This window comes from Hymenobacter coalescens (assembly GCF_054783195.1).
Genome location: NZ_BAAGRA010000017.1, coordinates 156,960 through 177,840, shown reverse-complemented (window position 1 = coordinate 177,840; position 20,881 = coordinate 156,960). Strand labels below are relative to the sequence as shown.

The 20,881-nt window shown below is 61.6% G+C and carries 24 protein-coding genes; 5 read left to right on the top strand and 19 right to left on the bottom strand.

Features of this window, described 5'->3' with window-relative positions; all coding sequences use genetic code 11:
* The first annotated feature begins 55 nt into the window (after positions 1 to 55).
* Genes ACYVKQ_RS15350 through ACYVKQ_RS15340 form a run of 3 tightly spaced genes read left to right on the top strand, consistent with a single transcriptional unit; the run spans position 56 to position 1,385 of the window.
* The gene (locus ACYVKQ_RS15350) at positions 56 to 523 is read left to right on the top strand and encodes an ArsR/SmtB family transcription factor (protein ID WP_460676237.1); all 468 of its coding nucleotides are present in this window, start codon (positions 56 to 58) and stop codon (positions 521 to 523) included.
* Positions 520 to 1,137, top strand: coding sequence for a mercuric transport protein MerTP (gene merTP / locus ACYVKQ_RS15345; RefSeq protein WP_460676236.1), 618 nt, complete (start codon positions 520 to 522; stop codon positions 1,135 to 1,137). Before ACYVKQ_RS15350 ends, merTP begins: the two co-directional genes overlap by 4 nt.
* Positions 1,137 to 1,385, top strand: coding sequence for a GDCCVxC domain-containing (seleno)protein (locus ACYVKQ_RS15340; protein WP_460676235.1), 249 nt, complete (start codon positions 1,137 to 1,139; stop codon positions 1,383 to 1,385). Before merTP ends, ACYVKQ_RS15340 begins: the two co-directional genes overlap by 1 nt.
* Positions 1,386 to 1,414: 29 nt before the next feature.
* On the opposite strand, the gene ACYVKQ_RS15335 is transcribed toward ACYVKQ_RS15340, so the two are convergent.
* From ACYVKQ_RS15335 to ACYVKQ_RS15245, 19 genes are all read right to left on the bottom strand, one after another.
* Entirely contained in the window at positions 1,415 to 1,876 is a 462-nt protein-coding gene (locus tag ACYVKQ_RS15335) for a DUF5990 family protein (protein WP_460676234.1), read from the bottom strand.
* Positions 1,877 to 1,970: 94 nt separating this feature from the next.
* Positions 1,971 to 3,077 carry an ACR3 family arsenite efflux transporter gene (gene arsB, locus ACYVKQ_RS15330; RefSeq protein ID WP_460676233.1) on the bottom strand — a complete coding sequence of 369 codons (1,107 nt, stop codon included), beginning with the start codon at positions 3,075 to 3,077 and terminating at the stop codon, positions 1,971 to 1,973.
* A gap of 9 nt (positions 3,078 to 3,086) precedes the next feature.
* Positions 3,087 to 3,581 carry a GNAT family N-acetyltransferase gene (locus tag ACYVKQ_RS15325; protein ID WP_460676232.1) on the bottom strand — a complete coding sequence of 165 codons (495 nt, stop codon included), beginning with the start codon at positions 3,579 to 3,581 and terminating at the stop codon, positions 3,087 to 3,089.
* A 34-nt stretch (positions 3,582 to 3,615) separates the two neighbouring features.
* Positions 3,616 to 4,389, bottom strand: coding sequence for a metallophosphoesterase family protein (locus ACYVKQ_RS15320; protein ID WP_460676231.1), 774 nt, complete (start codon positions 4,387 to 4,389; stop codon positions 3,616 to 3,618).
* A 69-nt stretch (positions 4,390 to 4,458) separates the two neighbouring features.
* Positions 4,459 to 4,917, bottom strand: coding sequence for a DUF6428 family protein (locus tag ACYVKQ_RS15315; RefSeq protein WP_460676230.1), 459 nt, complete (start codon positions 4,915 to 4,917; stop codon positions 4,459 to 4,461).
* A 33-nt stretch (positions 4,918 to 4,950) separates the two neighbouring features.
* Positions 4,951 to 5,298 (bottom strand): ArsR/SmtB family transcription factor, encoded by a 348-nt coding sequence (locus ACYVKQ_RS15310; RefSeq protein WP_460676229.1) that lies wholly within the window; start codon positions 5,296 to 5,298, stop codon positions 4,951 to 4,953.
* Between the two features lie 168 nt (positions 5,299 to 5,466).
* Positions 5,467 to 5,811, bottom strand: a complete 345-nt coding sequence (locus ACYVKQ_RS15305) for a four-helix bundle copper-binding protein (RefSeq protein WP_460676228.1) — start codon at positions 5,809 to 5,811, stop codon at positions 5,467 to 5,469.
* 32 nt (positions 5,812 to 5,843) lie between these two features.
* A complete protein-coding gene (locus ACYVKQ_RS15300) occupies positions 5,844 to 6,425 on the bottom strand; it encodes a helix-turn-helix transcriptional regulator (protein WP_460676227.1) in 582 nt (193 codons plus the stop codon).
* Between the two features lie 108 nt (positions 6,426 to 6,533).
* Positions 6,534 to 9,761 carry an efflux RND transporter permease subunit gene (locus ACYVKQ_RS15295; protein ID WP_460676226.1) on the bottom strand — a complete coding sequence of 1,076 codons (3,228 nt, stop codon included), beginning with the start codon at positions 9,759 to 9,761 and terminating at the stop codon, positions 6,534 to 6,536.
* 44 nt (positions 9,762 to 9,805) lie between these two features.
* Complete coding sequence (locus tag ACYVKQ_RS15290; RefSeq protein WP_460676225.1) at positions 9,806 to 10,951, bottom strand: efflux RND transporter periplasmic adaptor subunit; 1,146 nt, start codon at positions 10,949 to 10,951, stop codon at positions 9,806 to 9,808.
* Entirely contained in the window at positions 10,935 to 11,498 is a 564-nt protein-coding gene (locus ACYVKQ_RS15285) for a hypothetical protein (RefSeq protein ID WP_460676224.1), read from the bottom strand. Before ACYVKQ_RS15285 ends, ACYVKQ_RS15290 begins: the two co-directional genes overlap by 17 nt.
* A 26-nt stretch (positions 11,499 to 11,524) precedes the next feature.
* Positions 11,525 to 12,775 (bottom strand): TolC family protein, encoded by a 1,251-nt coding sequence (locus tag ACYVKQ_RS15280; RefSeq protein ID WP_460676223.1) that lies wholly within the window; start codon positions 12,773 to 12,775, stop codon positions 11,525 to 11,527.
* 96 nt (positions 12,776 to 12,871) lie between these two features.
* Positions 12,872 to 13,402 carry a heavy metal-binding domain-containing protein gene (locus ACYVKQ_RS15275; RefSeq protein WP_460676222.1) on the bottom strand — a complete coding sequence of 177 codons (531 nt, stop codon included), beginning with the start codon at positions 13,400 to 13,402 and terminating at the stop codon, positions 12,872 to 12,874.
* 23 nt (positions 13,403 to 13,425) lie between these two features.
* Positions 13,426 to 14,142 carry a DUF305 domain-containing protein gene (locus tag ACYVKQ_RS15270; protein WP_460676221.1) on the bottom strand — a complete coding sequence of 239 codons (717 nt, stop codon included), beginning with the start codon at positions 14,140 to 14,142 and terminating at the stop codon, positions 13,426 to 13,428.
* A 52-nt stretch (positions 14,143 to 14,194) separates the two neighbouring features.
* A complete protein-coding gene (locus ACYVKQ_RS15265; protein ID WP_460676220.1) occupies positions 14,195 to 15,175 on the bottom strand; it encodes a heavy metal-binding domain-containing protein in 981 nt (326 codons plus the stop codon).
* 287 nt (positions 15,176 to 15,462) lie between these two features.
* A complete protein-coding gene (locus tag ACYVKQ_RS15260) occupies positions 15,463 to 15,975 on the bottom strand; it encodes a hypothetical protein (RefSeq protein ID WP_460676219.1) in 513 nt (170 codons plus the stop codon).
* A gap of 228 nt (positions 15,976 to 16,203) precedes the next feature.
* Entirely contained in the window at positions 16,204 to 18,471 is a 2,268-nt protein-coding gene (locus ACYVKQ_RS15255) for a heavy metal translocating P-type ATPase (RefSeq protein ID WP_460676218.1), read from the bottom strand.
* A 120-nt stretch (positions 18,472 to 18,591) separates the two neighbouring features.
* Positions 18,592 to 19,152, bottom strand: a complete 561-nt coding sequence (locus ACYVKQ_RS15250; RefSeq protein ID WP_460676217.1) for a helix-turn-helix domain-containing protein — start codon at positions 19,150 to 19,152, stop codon at positions 18,592 to 18,594.
* Between the two features lie 85 nt (positions 19,153 to 19,237).
* Positions 19,238 to 19,450: a heavy-metal-associated domain-containing protein gene (locus ACYVKQ_RS15245; protein ID WP_138081657.1), complete on the bottom strand. Its 213-nt coding sequence runs from the start codon at positions 19,448 to 19,450 to the stop codon at positions 19,238 to 19,240.
* A 198-nt stretch (positions 19,451 to 19,648) separates the two neighbouring features.
* Here ACYVKQ_RS15245 and ACYVKQ_RS15240 point away from each other — a divergent pair, with 198 nt between their 5' ends.
* Together ACYVKQ_RS15240 and ACYVKQ_RS15235 are read left to right on the top strand one after the other, a co-directional pair.
* The gene (locus tag ACYVKQ_RS15240; protein ID WP_460676216.1) at positions 19,649 to 20,290 is read left to right on the top strand and encodes a helix-turn-helix domain-containing protein; all 642 of its coding nucleotides are present in this window, start codon (positions 19,649 to 19,651) and stop codon (positions 20,288 to 20,290) included.
* 269 nt (positions 20,291 to 20,559) lie between these two features.
* Positions 20,560 to 20,859 (top strand): hypothetical protein, encoded by a 300-nt coding sequence (locus tag ACYVKQ_RS15235; RefSeq protein ID WP_460676215.1) that lies wholly within the window; start codon positions 20,560 to 20,562, stop codon positions 20,857 to 20,859.
* Positions 20,860 to 20,881 lie beyond the last annotated feature (22 nt).

Here is a 20,881-nt window from a genome sequence, read left to right as displayed (position 1 = left end):
GGTTCCACTGCTTAGAAGTGATTAAGGATGTCGCCGCAGTGTACATGAGAGAAGCATGCTGAAGCAGGAACCAAAGGATGTCCTCGCTCGAATCGGAGTATTTAAGCTTTTGCTTAAATACGAAAACAGTAACTTTGGGGCAAATACCACTATGACGACTTCCTGCATTCGTGTCTTTACTGACGGCGCACACATTGAACACAGCAAGCAACGTCTGGCTGCTGTTGAGCCGGACCTGGAGTCTGTCGCGGCGGTGTTGGCCCTAGCGGGCAATGGTGTGCGCTTGAAGATGATGTTTTTATTGCTTGATCAGCAACATCTCTGCGTGTGCGACTTGGCCGATGTGCTGCAGATGAATGTATCGGCCATTTCCCAGCATCTGCGCAAGCTCAAGGACGGCGGCATTGTACAAGCGCGTAAAGTCGGGCAGACCGTGTTCTATACCCTGACACCCGCACTTCGTCCTATGGTGGAGCCTTTGTTGGCTTCTGTATTCACCTCTCTGCCCACCGTTGCTGTATGAGTCACCCCGCCTCCACCCCCAATAAGTCCCTCGCTGGAACCAGCTTATTGGCAGCGCTAGCGGCTTCCCTGTGCTGCATTACTCCATTGCTGGCCGTCGTTGGTGGACTAGGAGGTGTTGCCTCCTCCTTCTCGTGGTTGGAGCCTCTGCGTCCTTATTTGGTGGCCCTGACCGTGTGCGTACTTTGCTTTGCCTGGTACCAGCAATACAAGCCCGCGTCTGTGGAGGTCGATGGCTGCGGTTGCTCTGAGCCGATGAAGAAACCATTGCTGCAGTCACGCGGCTTCTTGGCTGCCGTAACGGCGGTAGCAGTGATACTCCTGACATTTCCGTATTACGGTGCCCATCTGTACCCTGCCAATGATTCGATGCCAGCGGCTACTATTGTCAACCCGGTCTGGAAAACCGCTTCCTACCGCATCGGCGGGATGACCTGTGAGGCGTGCGCCCGCCATGTCGAACATGATGTGCAGCAGGTACCAGGTGTGCAAAGCGTGCGCGTATCCTACGACCAGGGAACGGCCCAAGTACGCTTCGACCCAGCTGTGACACCTGCTGTCCAGGTGGAAAAGGCTATCAACGGTACCGGCTACCATGTGCTTCCCGTTAACTGATGTTTCTCGTTGCAATGTCGATTACTAACCCACCTACACCCGTACTGACTTCGCTGCTCACATGCTCGGTGTGCGCTCATGCACAAGCAGAACAGATGCCCACCGACGCGTGTCAGTACTTTTACGAATGCAGTCGTTGCCACACCATCCTCAAGCCGTTGATTGGGGACTGCTGTGTGTTTTGTTCCTATGGGTCCGTGCCGTGCCCACCTATTCAAGTAGCCGGGACCAAAGGATGCTGCGGGTAGTCAATACCTGACTCTTGGAGTCAATTTGTTTATGAAACCACCGAAATCGTGGGCGCTGTTGGTATCAAACTCCACCCCGCATCCAACAGACGGATACTTGCGCAGGCCGGACCGCCGTCTCCGGCGCACCCCCACATACGGGCTCGAAACACATTATCTGGGGTAGCCAATGCCTGTTCGACCAGAGCCGCTGTCAGCACCGGCAATGGAACCTTGGCGCGGCGCGACCAGCACGAATCGGCCTGACCGGCATAAGTACCAGCGTTCAGATAGAGAAACCGGTCGTCTCCCCGCCCGTGGACGCACGGGCCACTGAGCCGAAACCTGTGTTGCTCAGACGCCTGAACCACACCTAGTTCGGTTTCAAACACCAGTAGTTCAGAACTCGCTGCCACTGGGGGAAGCAAGGTTGTTGTGCCATGCTGCAACGCCATTGTGACACCCAAAGGAGCACTTAGCACCTGCAGTTGAAAAAGCAGTAGCGGTTTCATGGGGGTAAGGTATGGCCCCTGCATGAAAAAGCCAGGTTGTTGACCTACAAGGTTACTGGAGACAGCACATTTTCCTGTTGGACATGGGCGAAGGTTACCGGGTACTAAGAGCCGTAGAGGGAGATGACTGCCTGTAGTACTTGCGGCGGAACCAGAAGGCGAGATTCACCAGAGCAATCAGTGCGGGCACCTCAATGAGCGGACCGACGACACCTGCAAACGCCTGTCCAGAGTTGAGCCCGAACACGCCGATGGCGACAGCAATAGCCAGCTCGAAGTTGTTACCCGTGGCTGTGAAGGCGATGCTGGTGGTTTCGGCGTAACTCGCCCCCAGATACTTGCCGGCTACGAAGCTGAGCGCGAACATGATGCCGAAATACAGCGCCAGCGGCAGGGCAATGCGCAGCACGTCGAGCGGGATACGCACGATCAGTTCACCCTTCAGGCTGAACATCACCACGATGGTGAGCAACAACGCAATCAGCGTGACGGGGCTGATGGTCGGCAGAAATACCCGTTCGTACCACTCGTCGCCCTTCAGCTGGCGCAGCATTAGGCGTGAGAGAAAGCCGGCCGCGAACGGGATGCCGAGGTAAATGAGTACGCTCTGGGCAATGTCGCCAATACCAATGTTGACCGCGTACCCCTTCAGCCCGAAGTAGGGTGGGAGCACGGTGATGAACAGCCACGCCAGCACCGAGTAAAAGAGCACCTGGAAGATCGAGTTCAAGGCGACCAGCCCGGCCGCGTACTCGCGGGAGCCATCCGCCAGATCGTTCCACACGAGTACCATCGCAATGCAACGGGCAATGCCGATGAGGATGAGCCCCATCATGTACTCAGGCTTGTCGGGTAGCAGCCAGACAGCCAGCAGGAACATCAGCAGTGGTCCGAGAACCCAGTTCAGGAATAGCGACAGGCCGACGATGCGGGTGTTGCGGAAGACCCTCGGCAACTGTTCGTACTTGACCTTCGCCAGCGGCGGGTACATCATCAGGATGAGCCCCACGGCCAGCGGCACGTTCACAGCCCCGACCGAGAAGTAGTTGATTGCGTGCTCGATGTCGGGCACGAAATAGCCGAGCGCTACACCGAGCGCCATTGCGAGGAAGATCCACAGCGTGAGCCCACGGTCTAAGCCGGAAAGCTTCTTACGTGCGACAGCCTCTGTGGGAGCGTGCGTCTGGTTCAGGAGTTCCATGTTCGAGGGTTAGGCGAGGCCGACCTGGGCGCTGCGACGCTCCAATAGGAGGGTGTCGCGCCACCAGTCGCCCATCTTACCGATTCGCTCCCGGCGACCTACTTGCCGGAAGCCCACGGACTCGTGCAGGCGTACGCTGGCTTCGTTTTCGGGGAAGATGCCGGCTTGCAGCGTCCACATGCCCTGTTGCTCCGACTCCTGCACCAGCGCTGCCAGCAGCTGCCGGCCCACCCCGCGGCCCTGCGCTTCGGGGGCCACGTACACGCTCACCTCACCTACGCCGCCGTACACGCAGCGGCTCGACACGGGCGACAAGGCAGCCCAGCCGAGCACCCGACCCGCGTCGTCCAGCGCCACCAGGCGGCTGTGTGGCAGGTGCCCTTTGTCCCAGTCTTCCCAACTGGGGGCTTCGGTCGCGAAGGTGGCGTTGCCGGTCGCAATACCGGCTTCGTAAACAACTTTGGCGGCGGACCAGTGCGCGGCGGTTAGCGGCTGCAGAGTCATACGTGAGGATGAGTTAGGAATGGGGGGGGACACGTTAGTAAGCCTTGCGGAGCATGTCGGCGTACTCGTCAGGCAACGGGGATGCTTCCACGGCCTGGGCGGCTTGCTCGACGTCGTACGCCACGCGCACTAGTTCCGAACGCACACTTTGTGGGTCCGTCAGCTGGGTGTTTTGGTCGAGGTGCAGCAGCAGGTAAGCGGCGCGCGGGTCACCGTCCTTGGGTTTGCCTACTGAGCCGATGTTCAGCGCGTGGCGGTAGCGTGTCTCGCCCTCGTGCTCATAAGCAAAAGTGCGGTGGTAGGGCTTGTGGGTGTGGCCAAAGAGCAGCACGTCGGCGTTGGCGTCGGCCAGCACCCGCAGAAAGCTCGCTTCGGGACGGTCCTCAAACAGGTACTCATTGATCTTGCGCGGCGAACCATGCACCATCAACAAGCTCAGCGTGCAAGGCTCTTCCTGAAAGTCCAGCCGCATGTGCTTGGGCAAGTGGCGCAAGTACCGCCGCTCCTCGGGACCAACGACTTGGTTGGTGAAAGCAATGCTCTGGGCGCCGAGGTCTTTCTCCGTGTCCGTCTTATACGCGCAGCCGCAGTTCTCGCTGGCCAACCCGATGCCCTGGTCGTAGTTGCCGGCCAGCGTCGGGATGCCGCGGCGGCGGACTTCGTTGACGACTTCGTTGGGCCAGGGTGCGTAGCCCACTAGGTCGCCCAGGCAAAACACCATGTCGGGTCGGCGCTGGTCGAGGTCAGCCAGCACCGCTTGGAGTGCCGGCAGGTTGCCGTGCACGTCGGAGAAAAAGGCAATCGTCATTGAAAAAGGAGAGAAGGACATAGAACAAAACGGCGCCACCCGGGGAGGGCAGCGCCGTTGGAGGAGAGCTTAGCAGCAACCGCCGCCGGGCGTGCAGCCTGCTATTTGCAGTTGCGGCAGCGCCAAGTCCTGGTTCGGAATCCCGCACGCATCCTGCGCCAGGCAGGCCGTCTGCTTCTGGGTCAGCACGAAGTCGGTGCCGTCGAAGGCCAGCCCGAACTTGCCAATGGTTGCCTGCTGGTACTCTACTTCAATGTTCAGGTCCTCCGAGCCGAGAATTTTCTCCGACAGCTTCAGGATGTGCAAGAACTTCTGCGGAGCCAATCGGTGGTCGTAGTCGCCGGCTTCCCAGAGCTGGAAGTTGGCTACGGTTTCCTGGCGCTCTACCCCGCCACAGTCAATGAAGTGCTTGCTGACCAGCCCGACTTCCGTCACATGGAAGTGGGAGGGGAGGTACTCGCCGTTGGGCAGCCGAAAGTTGACTGCCTCCAGTCCAGCCAGGGACTGCTTCATTTCCGAGATTTTCATGGTCAAAGGGTGGGGTGATGAAGGGTGAATTAACTAACAGCAAGAGCCGCCGGGTGCGCAGACGTCGGTGGTCGTCGACTCGATGAAGAAGGCGGTGAACTGCTGGTGTACTTGGCGCAGCAACTCGGTATTGAGGCAGTAGCACACGGTCAGCCCGTCGATTTCGCCGCGGATCAGGTCCAGTGCCTTGAGTTCCTGCAGGTGTTGCGACACGGTGGTGCGCGACAGAGGCAGCTCAGCGGCAATGTCGCCGGAGATGCAGGTCTTTTTCGACGCCAGCAGCTGGATAATAGCCACCCGTGCCGGGTGCGCCAGCGCTTTGGCTACACGGGCGAGCTGCTGTTGCTCTTCGGTGAAAGCGGATGTCTTGGCGTAGGTCATCGTGTGGTTATGTAGTATGTCGCAAATATACGACATTAAATGTCGCATGTTTGCGTCATGAAGTTTTTTTGAGAGTTTTATGGCAGATTACCACGCGGCTGGCAACGGACAAAATCAAAGCGCCTACCAGAAAGACTCTGGTAGGCGCCCCATTTCGTTGCTGTTACGCTATTGCCCACCGGCGCTGCCAACAATCTGCATGCACGCTTCTTCGCAGCGCTTGCAGGCTTCAGCGCACATACGGCAGTGCTCCATATGATGGTGCTTAGCGCACTCGATTCCGCAAGCGCGGCAGATTTCGGCACATTCGCGTAGCAAGTGCTGCGCGTGCTCCGAGCCACGGGCTACGAAACGGGCCGTCAACGCGCAGATGTCCGCGCAGTCGCGGTCTAGCTGAATACAGCGGACCATCATCTTCACGTCCTGCTCCTGCAGGCAGGCGGTGGCGCAATGTTCGCAGGCGGCTAAGCAGTCGGCCAGGGCTTGCAGAAGGGGTTGATTTTGTTGGTGCATGGTCTTTTGAGGTTAAGTGTTGAAGTTCATCTCTACTTACCCTCCGCAGCCGGCGTGGTTGGACACAGTTCGGCTGCATCACTTGCAAAATTTGCTTGCACTTCGTTCAGCTGCTGGCGGTACTCGGTAGGGGCTACGCCCAATACCTGCCGAAATTGCCGCGACAGATGCCCGTGACTGCTGTAGCCGAGCTGCCGGGCAATGCGACCTACCGACAACGGGGAACTCTCCAGCAGCCGAGCCACGGTGGCTACCCGGCGCTGAATGACGTACTGCTCCAGGCTAACCCCCTCCTCGGCCGAAAACGCGTGGCTCAAGGACGAGTAGTTGCGCTGCATTTTTGTGCTGAGCATGGTGGCAAAACGCCCATGCAGACCCTCCGGGTTCGTAGTAAGCAACTCGTCCACTGCTGCCGTAATCTGTTCGACCAGGCGTCGGCGAGGTAGATGCCAGAGGCGGAAGCCGTCAGCGGCTAACATCTGCTCCAGTTGGGGCCAGTCCACGGCCGTGCGGTCCATCTCCAACTCGACCAAGCCGAGTTCCACTCGCCGGGTAGGGTAGCCCAAGCGCCGAAGCGCCTCGCGCACGGCCTGCACGCAACGCGGGCACATCATGTGCTTGACCAGAAAAATGGTTCTGGGAGTTAATTCGGTGGTGTGGGTACCTTCCATTACTACAGTTGCGGCTGAAGGAACGCCCGATTGCTCAGGCCAGCGGGCGTATCAGGAGGACTGGGGTACGGAGCCGGGCTGTCGGTCAGCGGACGGGGTGAACGGCTGCGGGTCCAGTTCCTGTGGATGAACTCCTAAGCCCGTTTCGTGATGACCGGCGAAGTACTCGGCCAGCGCTTTTTCGCCTACCAGCCAGAACACCACGGGCGTTACGATGATGTCGAGGAACGTCGAGGAGAGCAGGCCGCCCAGGATGACGGTGGCTACGGGGTAGAGTATCTCCTTCCCAGGCGCATCCTTGGCCAGCGTGAGGGGCACCAGCGCCAGCGCGGCTACCAGTGCCGTCATCAGCACCGGCACCAAGCGCTCCAGCGAGCCGCGGACAATCATGGCCTTACCGAACTTCTCGCCTTCGTGCTCGACGAGGTGGATGTAGTGCGAAATCATCATGATGCCGTTGCGGGACGCAATGCCGGTCAGCGTGATGAAGCCCACCAGCGAGGCAATGCTAAAGGTGCCCCCGGTGAGCAGCACGGCTACCACCGAGCCGATGAGGGCCAGCGGGATGTTGAGCATGATCTGCAGCACCATGCGCGGCGACTTGAAGTGCGAGTAGAGCACCAGGAAGATGCCGGCCAGCGAGAACAGGCTCAGCCAGAGAATCTTCTGGGAGGCCGACTGTTGGCTCTCGAACTGCCCACCGTAGGTCAGGTAGTAGCCACTGGGCAGCTTCACCTGCTGACGTACCCGTTGCTGAATTTCCTGCACCGTGGAGCCCAGGTCGCGGTCGGCCACGTTCAGCGAGATGGTAATGCGCCGCTGGGTGTTTTCGTGGTTGATGGTGTTCGGTCCCGGCTCGTAGCTGACGTCAGCCACGGCGCTAACGGGTACGAAGCCTCCGGCCGGCGTTTCGATGCGGGTGTTGGCAATGGCCTGCAGGTCGTTGCGCTGCTCTTCGGGCAGTTTCACGATGAGGTCGAAGCGTTGTTGCCCGTTGAGCATCTGCGACACCACGGAGCCCTGAAACAGGGTTTGCAGGTCCTGCACCACTTCACCACGCTGCATGCCATAGGCGCGCAGCGCCTGGTCGCGCGGACGAATGAGCAGCTGCGGTATCTGCACTTGCTTTTCCACCTGCAGGTCTACTACACCCGGCACGGTGGCCGCCGCGTCGCGCACTTGGGCGGCGTAGCGACGAAGCTCCAGTAAGTCGTTTCCGAAGAGCTTGATGGCTACCTGCGCCCGCACGCCGGACAAGAGGTGGTCCAGGCGGTGGGATATGGGCTGACCGATGTTCACGTTCACCCCTTTGATCAAGCTCAGTCGTTGGCGCAGGTCGGCCAGGATTTCGTCGCGGCTGCGCATCTCACGGCCTTCCTTTTCCAGCTCCGCTTCCGACTTGAAGGCCACCTCGATTTCGGAGTTGTTCACCGATTCGGCGTGCTCATCCAGCTCGGCCCGGCCGGTGCGGCGGGCGGTGTAAGCCACTTCCGGTACCTGCAGCATCAGCTCTTCGCCGATGGTACCCAGTTTGTTGGACTCGGTGAGCGAGGTGCCGGCCGGGGCCGAGAAGTTGACGGTAAGCGAGCCTTCGTTGAAGGGCGGTAGAAACTCGGTGCCGAAGAACGGGACCAGGGCAGCGGCACCCAGAAACAGAGCGGCCGTCGCGGTGAGCACCGCTTTGGGGTGCAACAGGCCCCAATTCAGCAGGCGGGTGTCCTTGCGCTTGAGCCAACGAACCAACGGGCCATCGGTTTCGTCGTGGTTCATCTGCTTCATCTTGGGCAGCAAGTAGTAGCAGAGCACCGGCGTGACGGTGAGCGAGACGAACAGCGACGCCACGATGCTGGTGATGTACGCAATGCCCAGGGGAGCGAAAATGCGGCCCTCCATGCCTTCCAGCGCGAACAGGGGTAGGAACACCAGCACCACGATGACGGTGGCGTACACAATGGAATTACGCACCTCAGAGGACGCGGCGTAGATGACCTGCAGCACCGGTTTGGGACTTGGCAGGTGCCGGTTCTCGCGCAGACGCCGGTACACGTTTTCCACGTCCACGATGGCGTCGTCGACCAACTCACCAATGGCAATGGCCAAGCCGCCCAGCGTCATGGTGTTGATGCTGATGCCGGCAAAGCGGAACACCAACGCCGTGACCAGCAAGGACAACGGTATGGCTACGAGTGAGATGAACGTGGTGCGCACGTTCAGCAGGAAGGCAAACAGCACGATGACTACCAGAATGGCCCCGTCGCGCAGGGCTTCTTCCACGTTCGTAATCGACGACTCAATAAACTCCGACTGTTTAAACAGTCGGGAGTTAAACTTCACATCTTTGGGAAGCGAGGGCTGCAAGTCCGCCAGCGCGGACTCCACGCGCTGCGTCAGGTCTACCGTAGCCGCGCTGGGTTGCTTCTCGATGCTCAAGATGACGGCCGGCTTGCCGTTCACGCTGCCGTCGCCGCGCTTGAAACGGGCACCAAATTGCACCGTAGCTACCTGCGCCACCGTGATGGGCGAGCCTTCGCGGTAGCCGACCACAATGTTCTCGATTTCGTCGACGGAGCGTAGCCGACCCAGGTTGCGGATGAGCACCTCGGAGCCCTGTCGGTCGAAGAAGTTGCCGGTAGTGTTCAGGTTCGACTGCCGCAGCGCCTCTTCCACCTGGTTGATGGTCAGCCCCGTGGCGTTCAGGCGGTTCAGGTCCACCAGCACTTGGTACTGGCGCGTGTCGCCGCCGATGGGAATGACCTGAGCGACGCCCGGAATCGAGAGCAGGCGCTGGCGTACGGTGTAGTCGGCCAGGGTGCGCAGGTCGGCATTCGATGTCTGCCCGCCGCTGGTCATGCCGACGAGCATGATCTGGCCCATCACCGAGGAGATGGGGCCGAGCACCGGCGAGACGCCCTGGGGAAGTTGCTCGCCCACGGTCTGTAGCTTCTCCGACACGATTTGTCGGGCGGTGAAGATGTCGGTGCCGTAGTTGAACTCCACGAACACCATCCCGAGGCCGATAGCCGAGTTGGAGCGCACGGCGGCCACGCCAGTGGCTCCGTTGAGTGCGGTTTCGACCGGCAGCGTCACCAGCGCTTCCACTTCTTCCGGCGCCATACCGGGCGACTCCAGGAACACGGTCACGCGGGGCCGGTCCAGGTCGGGCAGCACGTCCACGGGCAGGTCGCGGGCGGTAAACAGGCCCGCCACGATGAGCGCTGCCGCAAAGGCCAACGCCAGCAGGCGGTTCTGCAGCGCAAAACGAATGATTTTATCGAGCATGGTCCGTAAGAGAGCGGCCACCGACCAGGGGCGGCGGGCTCACCTTATTGGTTGAGGTAGATGGACTTGAGTTGGTAAGTGCCCTGCGTGACGACCCGGTCGTTTTCGTTGATGCCGGCCAGGATGGTCGTTTGCTGGGCGTTGGCGGTGCCGGTCTGCACGTAGCGCACCTTGAAGACCTCGGGCGCCGTGTGCACGTACACCACGGGCTTGCCGTTGAGGTCGGTGACGGCCGAGGTGGGTACCATCAGTTGCTTGGCCCCACGGCTGCGGCTGATGACTTGCACGTTCACGGACTGACCGGGGCGCAGCAACGCACTGCCGGCCCCGTCCACGGCCAGGATCAGCTGCCGGGCCTGGTTCGTGGGGTTTACTATGTTGCTGTAAGACACCACTCGCGCCGACACGCTGCTCTGCTCGCCCTGCAGCCCTTCGATGCGAAACTGCGCGTCGGGCGTGACGCTGCCCAGGTCTTGGGGAAATACCTGCGCCTGCACCTGTAGCTTGCTGGGGTTGAGCACGCGCAGCAACTCGTCGCCTTGGTTTACTTGCTGGCCCACGGCCAGGGAGAAGTTATCGACGGTGCCGCTGATGGGCGAGGTGATGGTTACCCGGCGCTGCTGGCCCTGATTATTCAGGATGCCGGCGTTCTGACGCGCCTGCCGCAAGCGCAGCTCGGCGTTGATGACCTCTTTGCGGGCGGCAATGTCCTCGATGCTCTTGAGGCGGGCGTAGTCGCGCTCGGCAGCTCGTAGCTCCGCCTGCGCGTTGGCACGTTCGGTAGCCAACCCGATTTGGTCGGGTGCGGTGAGGGTCTGGTCGAGCACGGCCAGCACCTGACCGGCACGTACTTGCTGGCCCACCTGCACGGGTAGGCTCACCAGTCGACCGGTTTGCGGGGCTACCGCGCGTCCTTCGCCGCCGCTGGCCGGTGCCACCGTGCCGTAGAGCGTGGCTTGGGTAGTGAAATCAGAGAAGGCAGCCAGATTCGTGCGCACCTTGAACAGGAACTGGCTTTCCTTCGGCAGGGGCACCTCATCGGGTGCGGTAGCAGTGGCTGATGGTTTGGCGCCCGAGTCGCCGTGGTCTTCGCCGCCGTGTGCCCACACAGGCGCCGGGGGCGGTACAGCTACGGCCAGCACAGCAGTAGCCGCCGCTGCGAGGGCGAGGAGTTTACGCGGGGTTTTCATAAGCGAGGGAGTTTTGGGGGCCACGACGACGAACCAGGAGCATGGTGAGCAGCACGCCGGCCACGAAAGCACCGGCGACGAGCAGCCAGACTTTCCAGCCGCTCAACCAGCTGGTCGCGGCGGGGACGGCGGCTACGGGCAGCTCTTTGCCCACCTCGATACCTTCGAGTAGCAGCAAATCGGCCCGCTCGCCGGCCACGAGGTTGACGGTCAGGCTGTATTTCTGATTGGCGGGAAAGCGACCTTCGACCAGGTACACGCCCGGCCCTTGTCGGGTAGCGGTAAACTTCTCGTTGGGCGCTTCCGGCACGGTCAGCGTGAGTTGCGCGCTGTCGATGGGGGCATTGCTGGCGTAATCGGACACGAACAGCTGCAGATGGGCCGGTTCGCCCTTCTTCAAGGGCTGGAAGCGCAGCAGCAGCTCAAATTGCTCGGACAAAGCCGCGACAGAGAACGAGGTAGCTCCCGGCGCCGGCGCGGTGGTGCCGCCGCCGTGGTCTTCGCCGCCGTGTGCCCAGGCGCGGTTGGGCAGCAGAGGCAGCGACAACAGGAGGAAGAAAATCAGGCGCTGTATCATTGGCCCCGCAGGTAGTTGAGCTCGACCACCGCCTGCCCGTAGTCGCGCAGCGTGGTGAGGTAGGTGGTCTGAATGTCAAAAGCTTGGCGCAGGCTCTGGAACAACACCAGGTAGCTCACTTCGCCGGCTTGGAAGAGTCGTTGAGAGGCACCGATGATGGTGCGGGCCTGGGGCAGGCCGGTCTGCTGGTAGTAGTCCAGGCTGGCGTTGAACTTGCGCACGTCGGCCACGGCCTGCCGGTACTGAGCACTCAGCTCCAGGCGCTGCACGTCCAGCTCGGCTGAGGCAGCTTGTGAGCGAGCGGTAGCGGCCTGCAGCTGCGAGCGGTACGTCCAGAACCACAGCGGTACCGACACGCCCGCCTGAAAGCGGTAGCCGTACGGCGAGGTACGCTCGCCCTGGTTCATGTACCCGAGGGTAAGGGCTGGGGTGCGCTGAGCCCGTATCAGACTGATGCCCGACTGGCTGAGCCGTACGTTCTGCGCGTAGTAGCCCAGGGTTGGGCTGGCCGCTACGGCGCTGCTATCGGCGGTCGGCAGCTCTGCCAGCAGGGTAGCCCTTTCAGTGGTCAGCTGCTGACCCAGGGCGCGCAGGTCGATACCCGTAGCAATGAGCCGCGCGTCGGGCTGTCCGATGAGCAAGCCCAGCTGCTGCTGCGCGGCCTGCTGGTCGGTGCGGGCCTGCGCCAGCTGGTTGGCTACTTGTTTGGCTTCGGCTTCGGTGCTGATCTTTTGCAGCAGGTCGATTTCACCCGCGGCGTGCAGCCGACCTACGGCCGTGTACAGCCGCTGGTACAAGCTGTCCTGCTGGGTCAATTGACGCACCCGGGCCTCGGCGTACTCCAGGCTGAGGTACGCCTGCCGCACGTCGCGGCGAACCGTAGCCAGCTGCACGAGCTGATTGCGGCTGGCCAGTTCGATGCCGGCTTTTGCCTGCTGCGCCTGGCGGCGGTACACCGTCGGCGACTGAATGGTCTGCACCGCCCCGAACGTGTAGAAGTTGCCGGTCGGGGCTTCCATCAGCAGGTCGGGGTTGGTCAGGCTGAACGAGCCGCGTTTGAGCGCCCGTTGCTCATCAAGCTGGCGGGCCGCCTGGCGCAGTCGCGGGTGCTGACGCTCGGCCCGCGCGACGGCGCTGTCCAGGCTCAGCGGCAACACCGCCTGCGCGCGAGCCGACGGGGTAGCCAACGGCCACAAGCCGGTGAGTACGAGCAGCCAGCGGAAGTGTCGAAAGGCAGATGAATTCATGGGTTCTGAGACAACCGCAGCCGAAGCCGGCGCCACGTAGCAGCAGCGCCGGCCGGCAGCGGGGTGAGCGGCCGGCCATTCGGCCCGCCGCGTCGGTTACGCTTTCTTCACGAGGTCCATGCCGCAGGTGGGGCACTTGCCGGGCTTGGTGCTTTCGCTGCCCTTGCAGCCCATCGGGCACACGTAGCTGGTCGCCTTGGCTTTCGCGGCGGTGCTGGCCAGCTTGTCGAAACGGGCATTGATGGTTTCGCCGCCGCGACGCAGGGTCAGGATAGCCGTCGTCGGGGTAGCACCAGTCGGCAGCGCGCCGCGCAGCTGGTCGTCGCCGTAGGGCGTGAGCGTAACCGTCGTGGTCTTGCCGCCTTGCTGCACCATCGCCGTACCGGTCAGCCCTTTGTTGGCTAGCACCTGCTCTTTGCCGTCGAGCAGGTACGCCGTCATCTGGCCGTCTTTGAGCACCAGCTCTACGTGGTACTTGCCCGCCGTGCGCACGATGCCCCCGTGCGGAGCCGTATGGGCGTGGGTTTCGCCAGCAGCGTTGTGCCCTTGGCCGTGGCTGTGCTGGGCAGAGAGGGAAAACGGAGCGGTCAGCAACGCGGCTGCCACGAGCATTGAGAAGAACTTCATAAAAGGGGAGAAAGGGGAGAGGGTTACTTGCCGGCGCCGTGTTGGGACAGCCAGTCTTGGAGTTGCTTGATTTCCTGCTGTTGCGCGGTTATCATCTGCTGCGCCATTTCCTTCAGGCGCGTGTCGCGGCCGTGCTCCAGCTCCGCCTGCGCCATGTCGATGGCGCTTTGGTGGTGCGGAATCATCATGGCGGCGAAGTCCTGATCTACACTGCCGGACTCTTTAGGCATGTTTTTCATCATACCATCCATCGACGCCGTCATTTTGCGCTGGAAAGGGTCGTTGGGGTTGGTCGGCTGGTAGTTCGTGGGGGCATCATCCAGGCGGGTGGCTATCTGCTCCATCTCCTGAATTTCCTTCTGCTGGTCGGCGCTGATTTTCTCCGCCATCTGGCGAAGCGTGGCGTCTTTGCCTTCGCGCAGCTCTAAGGCAGCCATTTCCACGGCACCCCGGTGATGATCCATCATCATGTGGGCGAAGTCGTGGTCGGTGTTGCCCTTGGGCTTCGTCGCGTGCATCTGCGCCATCATGTTGTTCATGGTCAGCAGCATCGGGCCAGTGCTGACCTCGCCGTGGTTCATGGCCGAGTGGTCCATCCCGGCCATGTCACCACCGGCGCTGTCAGCCGATGTGGTTGAGGCTTCCGAGGTGGTAGACTCAGCGGGCTTGTTGTCGCAACCGGTCAGGGTCAATGCCCCCGACAGCAGCAGGGCAGTGAGCAGGTGAATGCGGGTTTTCATGAGGTTCTGGGTTCGGAGTCGAGGTGAATGGTGCGTTGCCGCGGGGCGCACGTTAGGCCGCTGCCGGGGCCACGTTGACGGTGAAATCGGCCGTCTGAATAGCACCTGCGTGGTTGAATTGCAGGAAGACGCGGTACAAGCCCGGCTTCTCGAAGGTGGTGTTGAAGCCCACGCGCGGCCCCTTGTCGGCCTGGTCCTGGGGGTGCACGTGCAGGTATTGCCCGCCATCTTCGCTCAGGATGACCATGTGGCCCAGCGCCCCGAGGTAGTTGTCGAGGTCGGTGACAGGCTTGCCGCCGCGGTTCACGGTCACGCTCACAGCCAGTGGTTGCCCTACTTGAGCGGGCTTGTCAAACGTGAGGTCGGCGGCGTAGCCGTTCTTCTCCCAGCGCATCTGGTCCTTGGTGAACTTCACCGCTGGTCGGCTCGGACCGCTTACTTGCAGGGTTTGCCGGCCGAGTTGGTGCGTGCCACCCTGGGGCTGGTAGTCTTGGTAAAGCAGGTAGGTGCCGCCGGTTTTGAACGTGAACGGCACGTCGTAGCGGCCCGAAGCTTTGAACTCGGGGTGCTCGTGGAAGAACTCCGAGAGGTCCTTCGAGACGATGATCAGGTGCATTTTCTTCTCGTGCACCACCGCCAGCGGTACCGGCGTTTTCTCGCTCCCAACCACTTGCGGTTGAAACGAGAGGGTCACGGGTTGGCCGGCAGCCGGCTGAGCGGGCGAAGCCGTCAGGTTCATCTGGTAGGTCTTGCCGTCCCCGGCAGCCCCGTCGGTGTGTTCCAGCTTCATGCCGCACTTGGGGCAGGTGCCAGGTTTGTCGCTCGTTACGTCAGGGTGCATCGGGCACGAATAGACGTGGCCGCCGCTGTGCTCGGCCCCAGCGGCGTGGTCGTGCTGCTCACCAGCTTCGTGCTGGTGCTCGGCGGTGACGTCGGTGGGCGTGTTGGTGGGAGAAGAGGAATCGTTGGACGAGCAGGAGGTCGTCCAGGCAAGGGTTGCCAATGCGAAGACCGGCAGCAGGTTGCGCTTCATGGGGTATGGTAAGAAGGGAGAGACGACGAGCGGGGTGGTTCAACCCCGAAATTGCTGCCACGCGACAAAGGCGAAAGCGACGGCGAGCAGGGCATAGAGCCCATAGGTGGCGAGTCGGCGCCACGGGGACGGCGGGGGAGTACCGCCGGGTTGGCAGCAGCTCTTCATGGCCGTACCAGCGAAAAAGGGGAGACGAAAGACGAGCAGGGGCCGCGAAGGGCACGCAAAAAGGTCCGGCCTCGCCACGGCATAACCGGGCGGGCGCGGACCTTACAGGGCGCGAAACGCTAAATCGTCAGGGAGCCGATGAAGATTCGGATGTCCGGTATCTTCGGCTTCAGGTGCGTGGGCGGCACCAGGGTAACGGCTTGGGTCAAGTCCCAAGTCACGAAACGGGGAACCACCACGTCATACACGGGCGGCAAGTCCAGCACCATTGGGGCGAACTTTTCCAGGCTCACCTTCGGTGGGGTACCCAATGCAGCCCACAGCGACTTCGCGTCGTCCTGGCAGCACTTCGGGTCGCTGTGCTTTTCAGCAGGCGTCGCCGCATGGGTGTGCGTGTGTTTCCCAGCAGTTGCGTGGTCGTGCTTGTGAGCATGACCGCTTGGGTGCTGATGCGGCTGCTTGCCAGCGGCCCCGTGCTGGTGCGGCGGGGTTCCAGGCGCGTGCTGATGCGGCTGGGCCTCGGCCGTCAGGTGCATTTGTGCGCAGGCAATCTGACCCACGAGTACGTGCAGAAACAGCGCTACAAACGTAGCGGCCGTAGTGCGACGGTATCGACGGATCAGTTGGAACATGGCGCGAAAGGAACGACGAAAGTAAAGTGAAAGTTTGGTGCGGTCGGTTTTGGGGACGACGCTTGAAAGCGGCTGTCAGACAGCTGTCTAGCTGAATTTGTGTAGAAAAAGTACTGTCAGACAGCTATTTGAAGCGATAAGGCTGCCGGGCTACGTCGGCCGGAGTGTACCCAAGGGGGAGAATTATATAACTCTCACGCATAATTGTGTAAGCACTTGCGCGGGCACTTACAGCCGCGACGCCCGCAGCCGCAGGCTGTTGCTCACCACCGATACCGAGCTGAGAGCCATAGCCGCGCCGGCAATCATGGGGTTGAGCAGGAAGCCATTGATGGGGTACAGCAGGCCGGCGGCGATGGGGATGCCGATCAGGTTGTAGATGAACGCCCAGAACAGGTTCTGGCGGATGGTCTGCACTGTCTTGCGCGAGAGGCGCAGGGCCTTGGGTACCAGGTTCAGGTCGGAGGTGATGAGCGTCATTTTGGCTACATCCATCGCAATGTCGGAGCCGTGGCCCATCGCAATGCTCACGTCGGCCTGAGCCAGCGCCTGCGAATCGTTGATGCCGTCGCCGACCATTGCTACCACCTTGCCCTCGGCTTGGAGCTGCTGCACGAAGGCCGCCTTGTCGGCGGGTAGCACCTCAGCGCGAAAGTGCGCCACGCCCACCTCGGCGGCCACGGCGCGGGCGGTGGCTTCGTTGTCGCCCGTGAGCATGTACACGGCAATGCCCTGCTTCTGCAACTGGGCCACGGCTTGGCGGGAGGTTTCCTTCACGCGGTCGGCAATGGCTACCACCGCCAGGACGCGCTGACTGTTGGCGAAGAAAACCACCGTCTTGGCCTGTTGCTGCAGCCCCGCTACCAGCTGCTGCACGGCGGCATCGACCGCGACATGGCTTTCTTGCAGCAGGCGCAGGTTGCCTACCAAGTATCGCTCACCCTCGAAACGGGCTTCGACACCCCGACCGGTGAGGCTGGTGAAGTCATTCAGAGCAGCGGCTTGAGCTACTGCGTTCGGCTGCAGGTAGCGCACTACGGCTTCCGCCAGTGGGTGCTCGGAGTGTGCTTCGATGGCCTGCAATACAGCCGCGTGGGCCAGCTGCTCAGCCGGTGTGCTGAGCCAGTGCAGGTCGGTTACGGCGGGCTTGCCCTCTGTGATGGTGCCGGTCTTATCGAGCACCACGGCGTTGACTTTGTAGCCCAGCTCCAGGCTTTCGGCGTCCTTGATGAGAATATTGTGCTCGGCACCCTTACCCACACCCACCATGATGGCGGTGGGGGTAGCCAGTCCGAGGGCGCAGGGACAGGCAATGACGAGCACCGTGACCAGTGCCAGCAAACCCTGCGTGAGGGCGTTGTCGCCGCCGAATACCAGCCAGGCCGCAAAGCTCAGCAGCGCAATGCCCATGACCACGGGCACGAAGATGCCGGCAATCTTGTCGACCAGCTTCTGCACCGGAGCTTTGCTGCCCTGCGCTTGCTGCACCATCTGGATGATCTGAGCCAGCACCGTGGCCCCACCGACTTTCTCAGCCCGGAAGCGGAAGGCGCCTTTTTGATTCACCGTGCCGGCAAACACCTGCGCGCCGGTCGCTTTTTCGACGGGCACCGGCTCCCCGCTGATCATGCTTTCGTTAACGAGCGAGCTGCCGCTGGTTACCACGCCGTCGACGGGTACTTTCTCGCCGGGGCGTACCACCACCTCGTGCCCGATGCGCACCTGCACCGCCGGAATTTCCTGCTCCTGCCCGTTCTCGATGATGCGTACGGTCTTGGGCTGCAGGCCCATCAGCTTCTTGATGGCCGACGAGGTGTTGGACTTAGCGCGCTCTTCCAGCAGCTTGCCCAGCAGGATGAACACGATGATAACCGTGGCCGCCTCGAAGTACACATGCGGGTGCACCCCGCGGTGGTGCCAGAACTCGGGGTAAATAGTATTGAACGTGCTGAACAGGAAGGCAATACTGGTGCTCAGGGCCACCAGCGTGTCCATGTTGGCGCGGCCGTGACGGGCTTGCTTGTAGGCACCCACGTAGAAGTTGCGGCCGAGCCAGAGTACCGGCAGCGACAACACGAGCATGATCCAGTTGGCGTAGGGCGCGTCCATCCAGAACATACCCAGCGCCACCACCGGTGCGGCCAGTACGGCCGCCCAGAGGGTCTTGCGCCGAAGCTCCTGGTAGTGCTGCTGTTGCAGCTCGGCCTGTTTGTCGGCCGCGTTGTCTTCGTCCACGATCATGTCGTAGCCGACCGACTGCAGGGCTTGCTGCAGCTGCGGTAGCTGCACCTGACTGGGGTCGAAGGCAATGGCGGCGGTTTGGGTGGCGAAGTTGACGCCCGCTTCGGCCACGCCGGGCTGCGCCTTGAGCATCGACTCGGCGCTGGCCGCGCAGGACGCGCAGCTCAGGCCGGTGATGGGAACGGTTATCTGCTTGAGCTGCCCACCTCGCGCGCCGGAAGGACGGCGGGTCGGCGAAAGGGTTTCAGTTGCCATAGTCGTAGGCGACGCGAGTCGCCGGTTGAACACTACAAAGGAAGCGCGGGGGGCAGCGCGGCTCTGTACGCAATTTTGGGTAAGAGTTGCAACATTCGGCCGGAGCGGTGCTCCCGCCGCTTACTGGGCGGTCTGCGGCGTCTCCCGTACCAGTTGGCGGTACTCCGAGGGCGTCATACCCGTCTCGCGCTTAAACTGGTTGGAGAAGTGCTGGCTGCTGCTGTAACCCAGGCGGTCGGCAATGGCGGCCAGCGTGTCTTGCGTAGCTGCGAGGTGCTCACGGGCCAGCTCGATGCGGCGGCTGATCAGGTAACGCTCCAGCGTCAGGCCCTGGGTATCGGAGAACAGCGTGCTCAGGGAGTGGTAGTTCTGGTGCAGTGCGTCGCTCACGTAAGCCGCCAGCGTCGTGTTGCGGGCCGAATCCTGCTGAATCCACGCCTCGACCAACTGTTTCAGGCGGGCAATGGTAAGGGACTGTTTGTCATCGAGCACCTCAAAGCCTTCCTCTTCCAGCTGCTCCCGGACCACGGTCAGGTCACGCGGGTACTCGTCGCCGATGCGGTACGTGAGCGAGCCAAGCTCGATGCCCATGACGGTAAAGCCTTGGTCCATGAACAGGGTCTTCACCGTTTGGATGCAGCGGGGGCATACCATGCCTTTGATGCGCACGAGGTGGTCCATAGGAGATAGGTCGACAGAACGGACTGGAAACCACAAACGCCTGAGCATTGCCCAAGCGTTTGCGTGAACGGTAGCTTCGGCGCGGTTACGCCTGGGCGGGTTCGGCTTTGAAGCCGGCTTTCTCCACCAACTCGACCACCTCGTCGGAGTTCAGGTCGCAGGTCACGGTCAGAATCTTGTCGGGGTTAGCAGTATCCACCTGCCAGTTCTCGATGGACTTCTCGCCGTTCAGGGTCGGGGTAACAGCTTTCACGCAGCCGCCGCAGTTGATGTTGGTCTTAAACTTCAGTGTGTTCATGGCTCGGGTAGTAAAAGGGATGGACCAGCGCTGAGTGCCGGTCGGGATTGAACCTATGCAAAAGTACGGCCGGGGTCGGCGGGCGGCTGTACACAATCATTGCTCGTTATTACAAGATTCGTCACCGGGGTAGCGCTGCGTCGCGGGCTTGCGTAGGTTTACCGAGAGCAGCCCTTCTTCGGGCGCTACCCGTTAGTAATGAAGTCTCCCGCCGTCACTCGTCTCATTGCTGCTCTTCCCACTTCAGTGCCTGCCGGTGCTACCCGTTTGCAGCTGCGGGGCGTCGTGTGCCCGCGTTGTGCCCGCTTGGTGCGCAACGAGTTGGAGCTCATGGGCCTGCAGGTGCTCAACGTAGCGCTGGGCGGCGCCGATGTGGTGCTTTCGCCCAGCGTGAAACTCGACGTGGCAGCCCTACGCGCTACCCTGGACCCGCTCGGCTTCGAGCTGCTGGAGAACCCGCAAGACCAGTTGGTGGAGCAGCTGAAGGCCACCGTGCTGGAGTTGATTCACTACACGCCCGTGGAGCAGTGGCCGGTGCTGAACTACTCGGTGTACCTGAGCGAACGGCTCGGACGTGACTACCACTACCTCTCGCAGCTGTTTTCGGCGCGCGAAGGCTTGACCGTAGAGAAGTACATCATCCGTCAGAAGGTAGAGCGCGCCAAGGAACTGCTGAGCTACCAGGACGATTCTGTGGCCGAAATTGCCCGCAAACTCGGCTACCGTAGCGCGGCTCACCTGACCAACCAGTTCAAGCAGGTCACGGGAATGTCGCCCACTGAGTTCCAGCGGCTCGACCCGGAGCACAGCCACCGCACGGGGCTGCACGAGGTAGCGTAGGCGGCGGCGAATCACGCAACCAGAGGCACTTAATTGTGCCAAGCGTGCGGGAAAGCGGTCCGTTAGAAGAAACACTTCGCCTACACCAAGCTGCATTCACCTTGCCGCACGTCATGGACCACTCCCATCACCATCCCGTTGCGGATTCGCACCCTGCCCCCATTTTGTCAAACGCACCAGCGGCACTGGCTTCCCACGCCCATTCGCACCAGACTGGGCACACCCACACCGACTCGGGTATGGGACACGCCGGGCACGACCACGGAGCCATGATTACCGACTTTTTATGGCGGTTTTGGGTTTGCCTGCTCTTGTCCGTCCTGATTGTTGCGCTGTCGACGATGTTTCAGCACCTGGTCGGCTATAAGTGGGCCTTCCCGGAAGCAGGTTGGGTGGTACTGGCTACTGTTATCTACCTGTACGGCGGCTGGCCGTTTCTCACCGAATTAGTCAGTGAGCTGCTGATACTGCGTCCGGGAGCAGCTTGGAGTAGTTGTGCCCCCCAAATCGAGCGTCATGTGTGCAATAGAGCGGGCGGCGGATATATGAACCAGAGTGGTTTGAGTTAAGATGTGGTACGCGTCTTTCCGA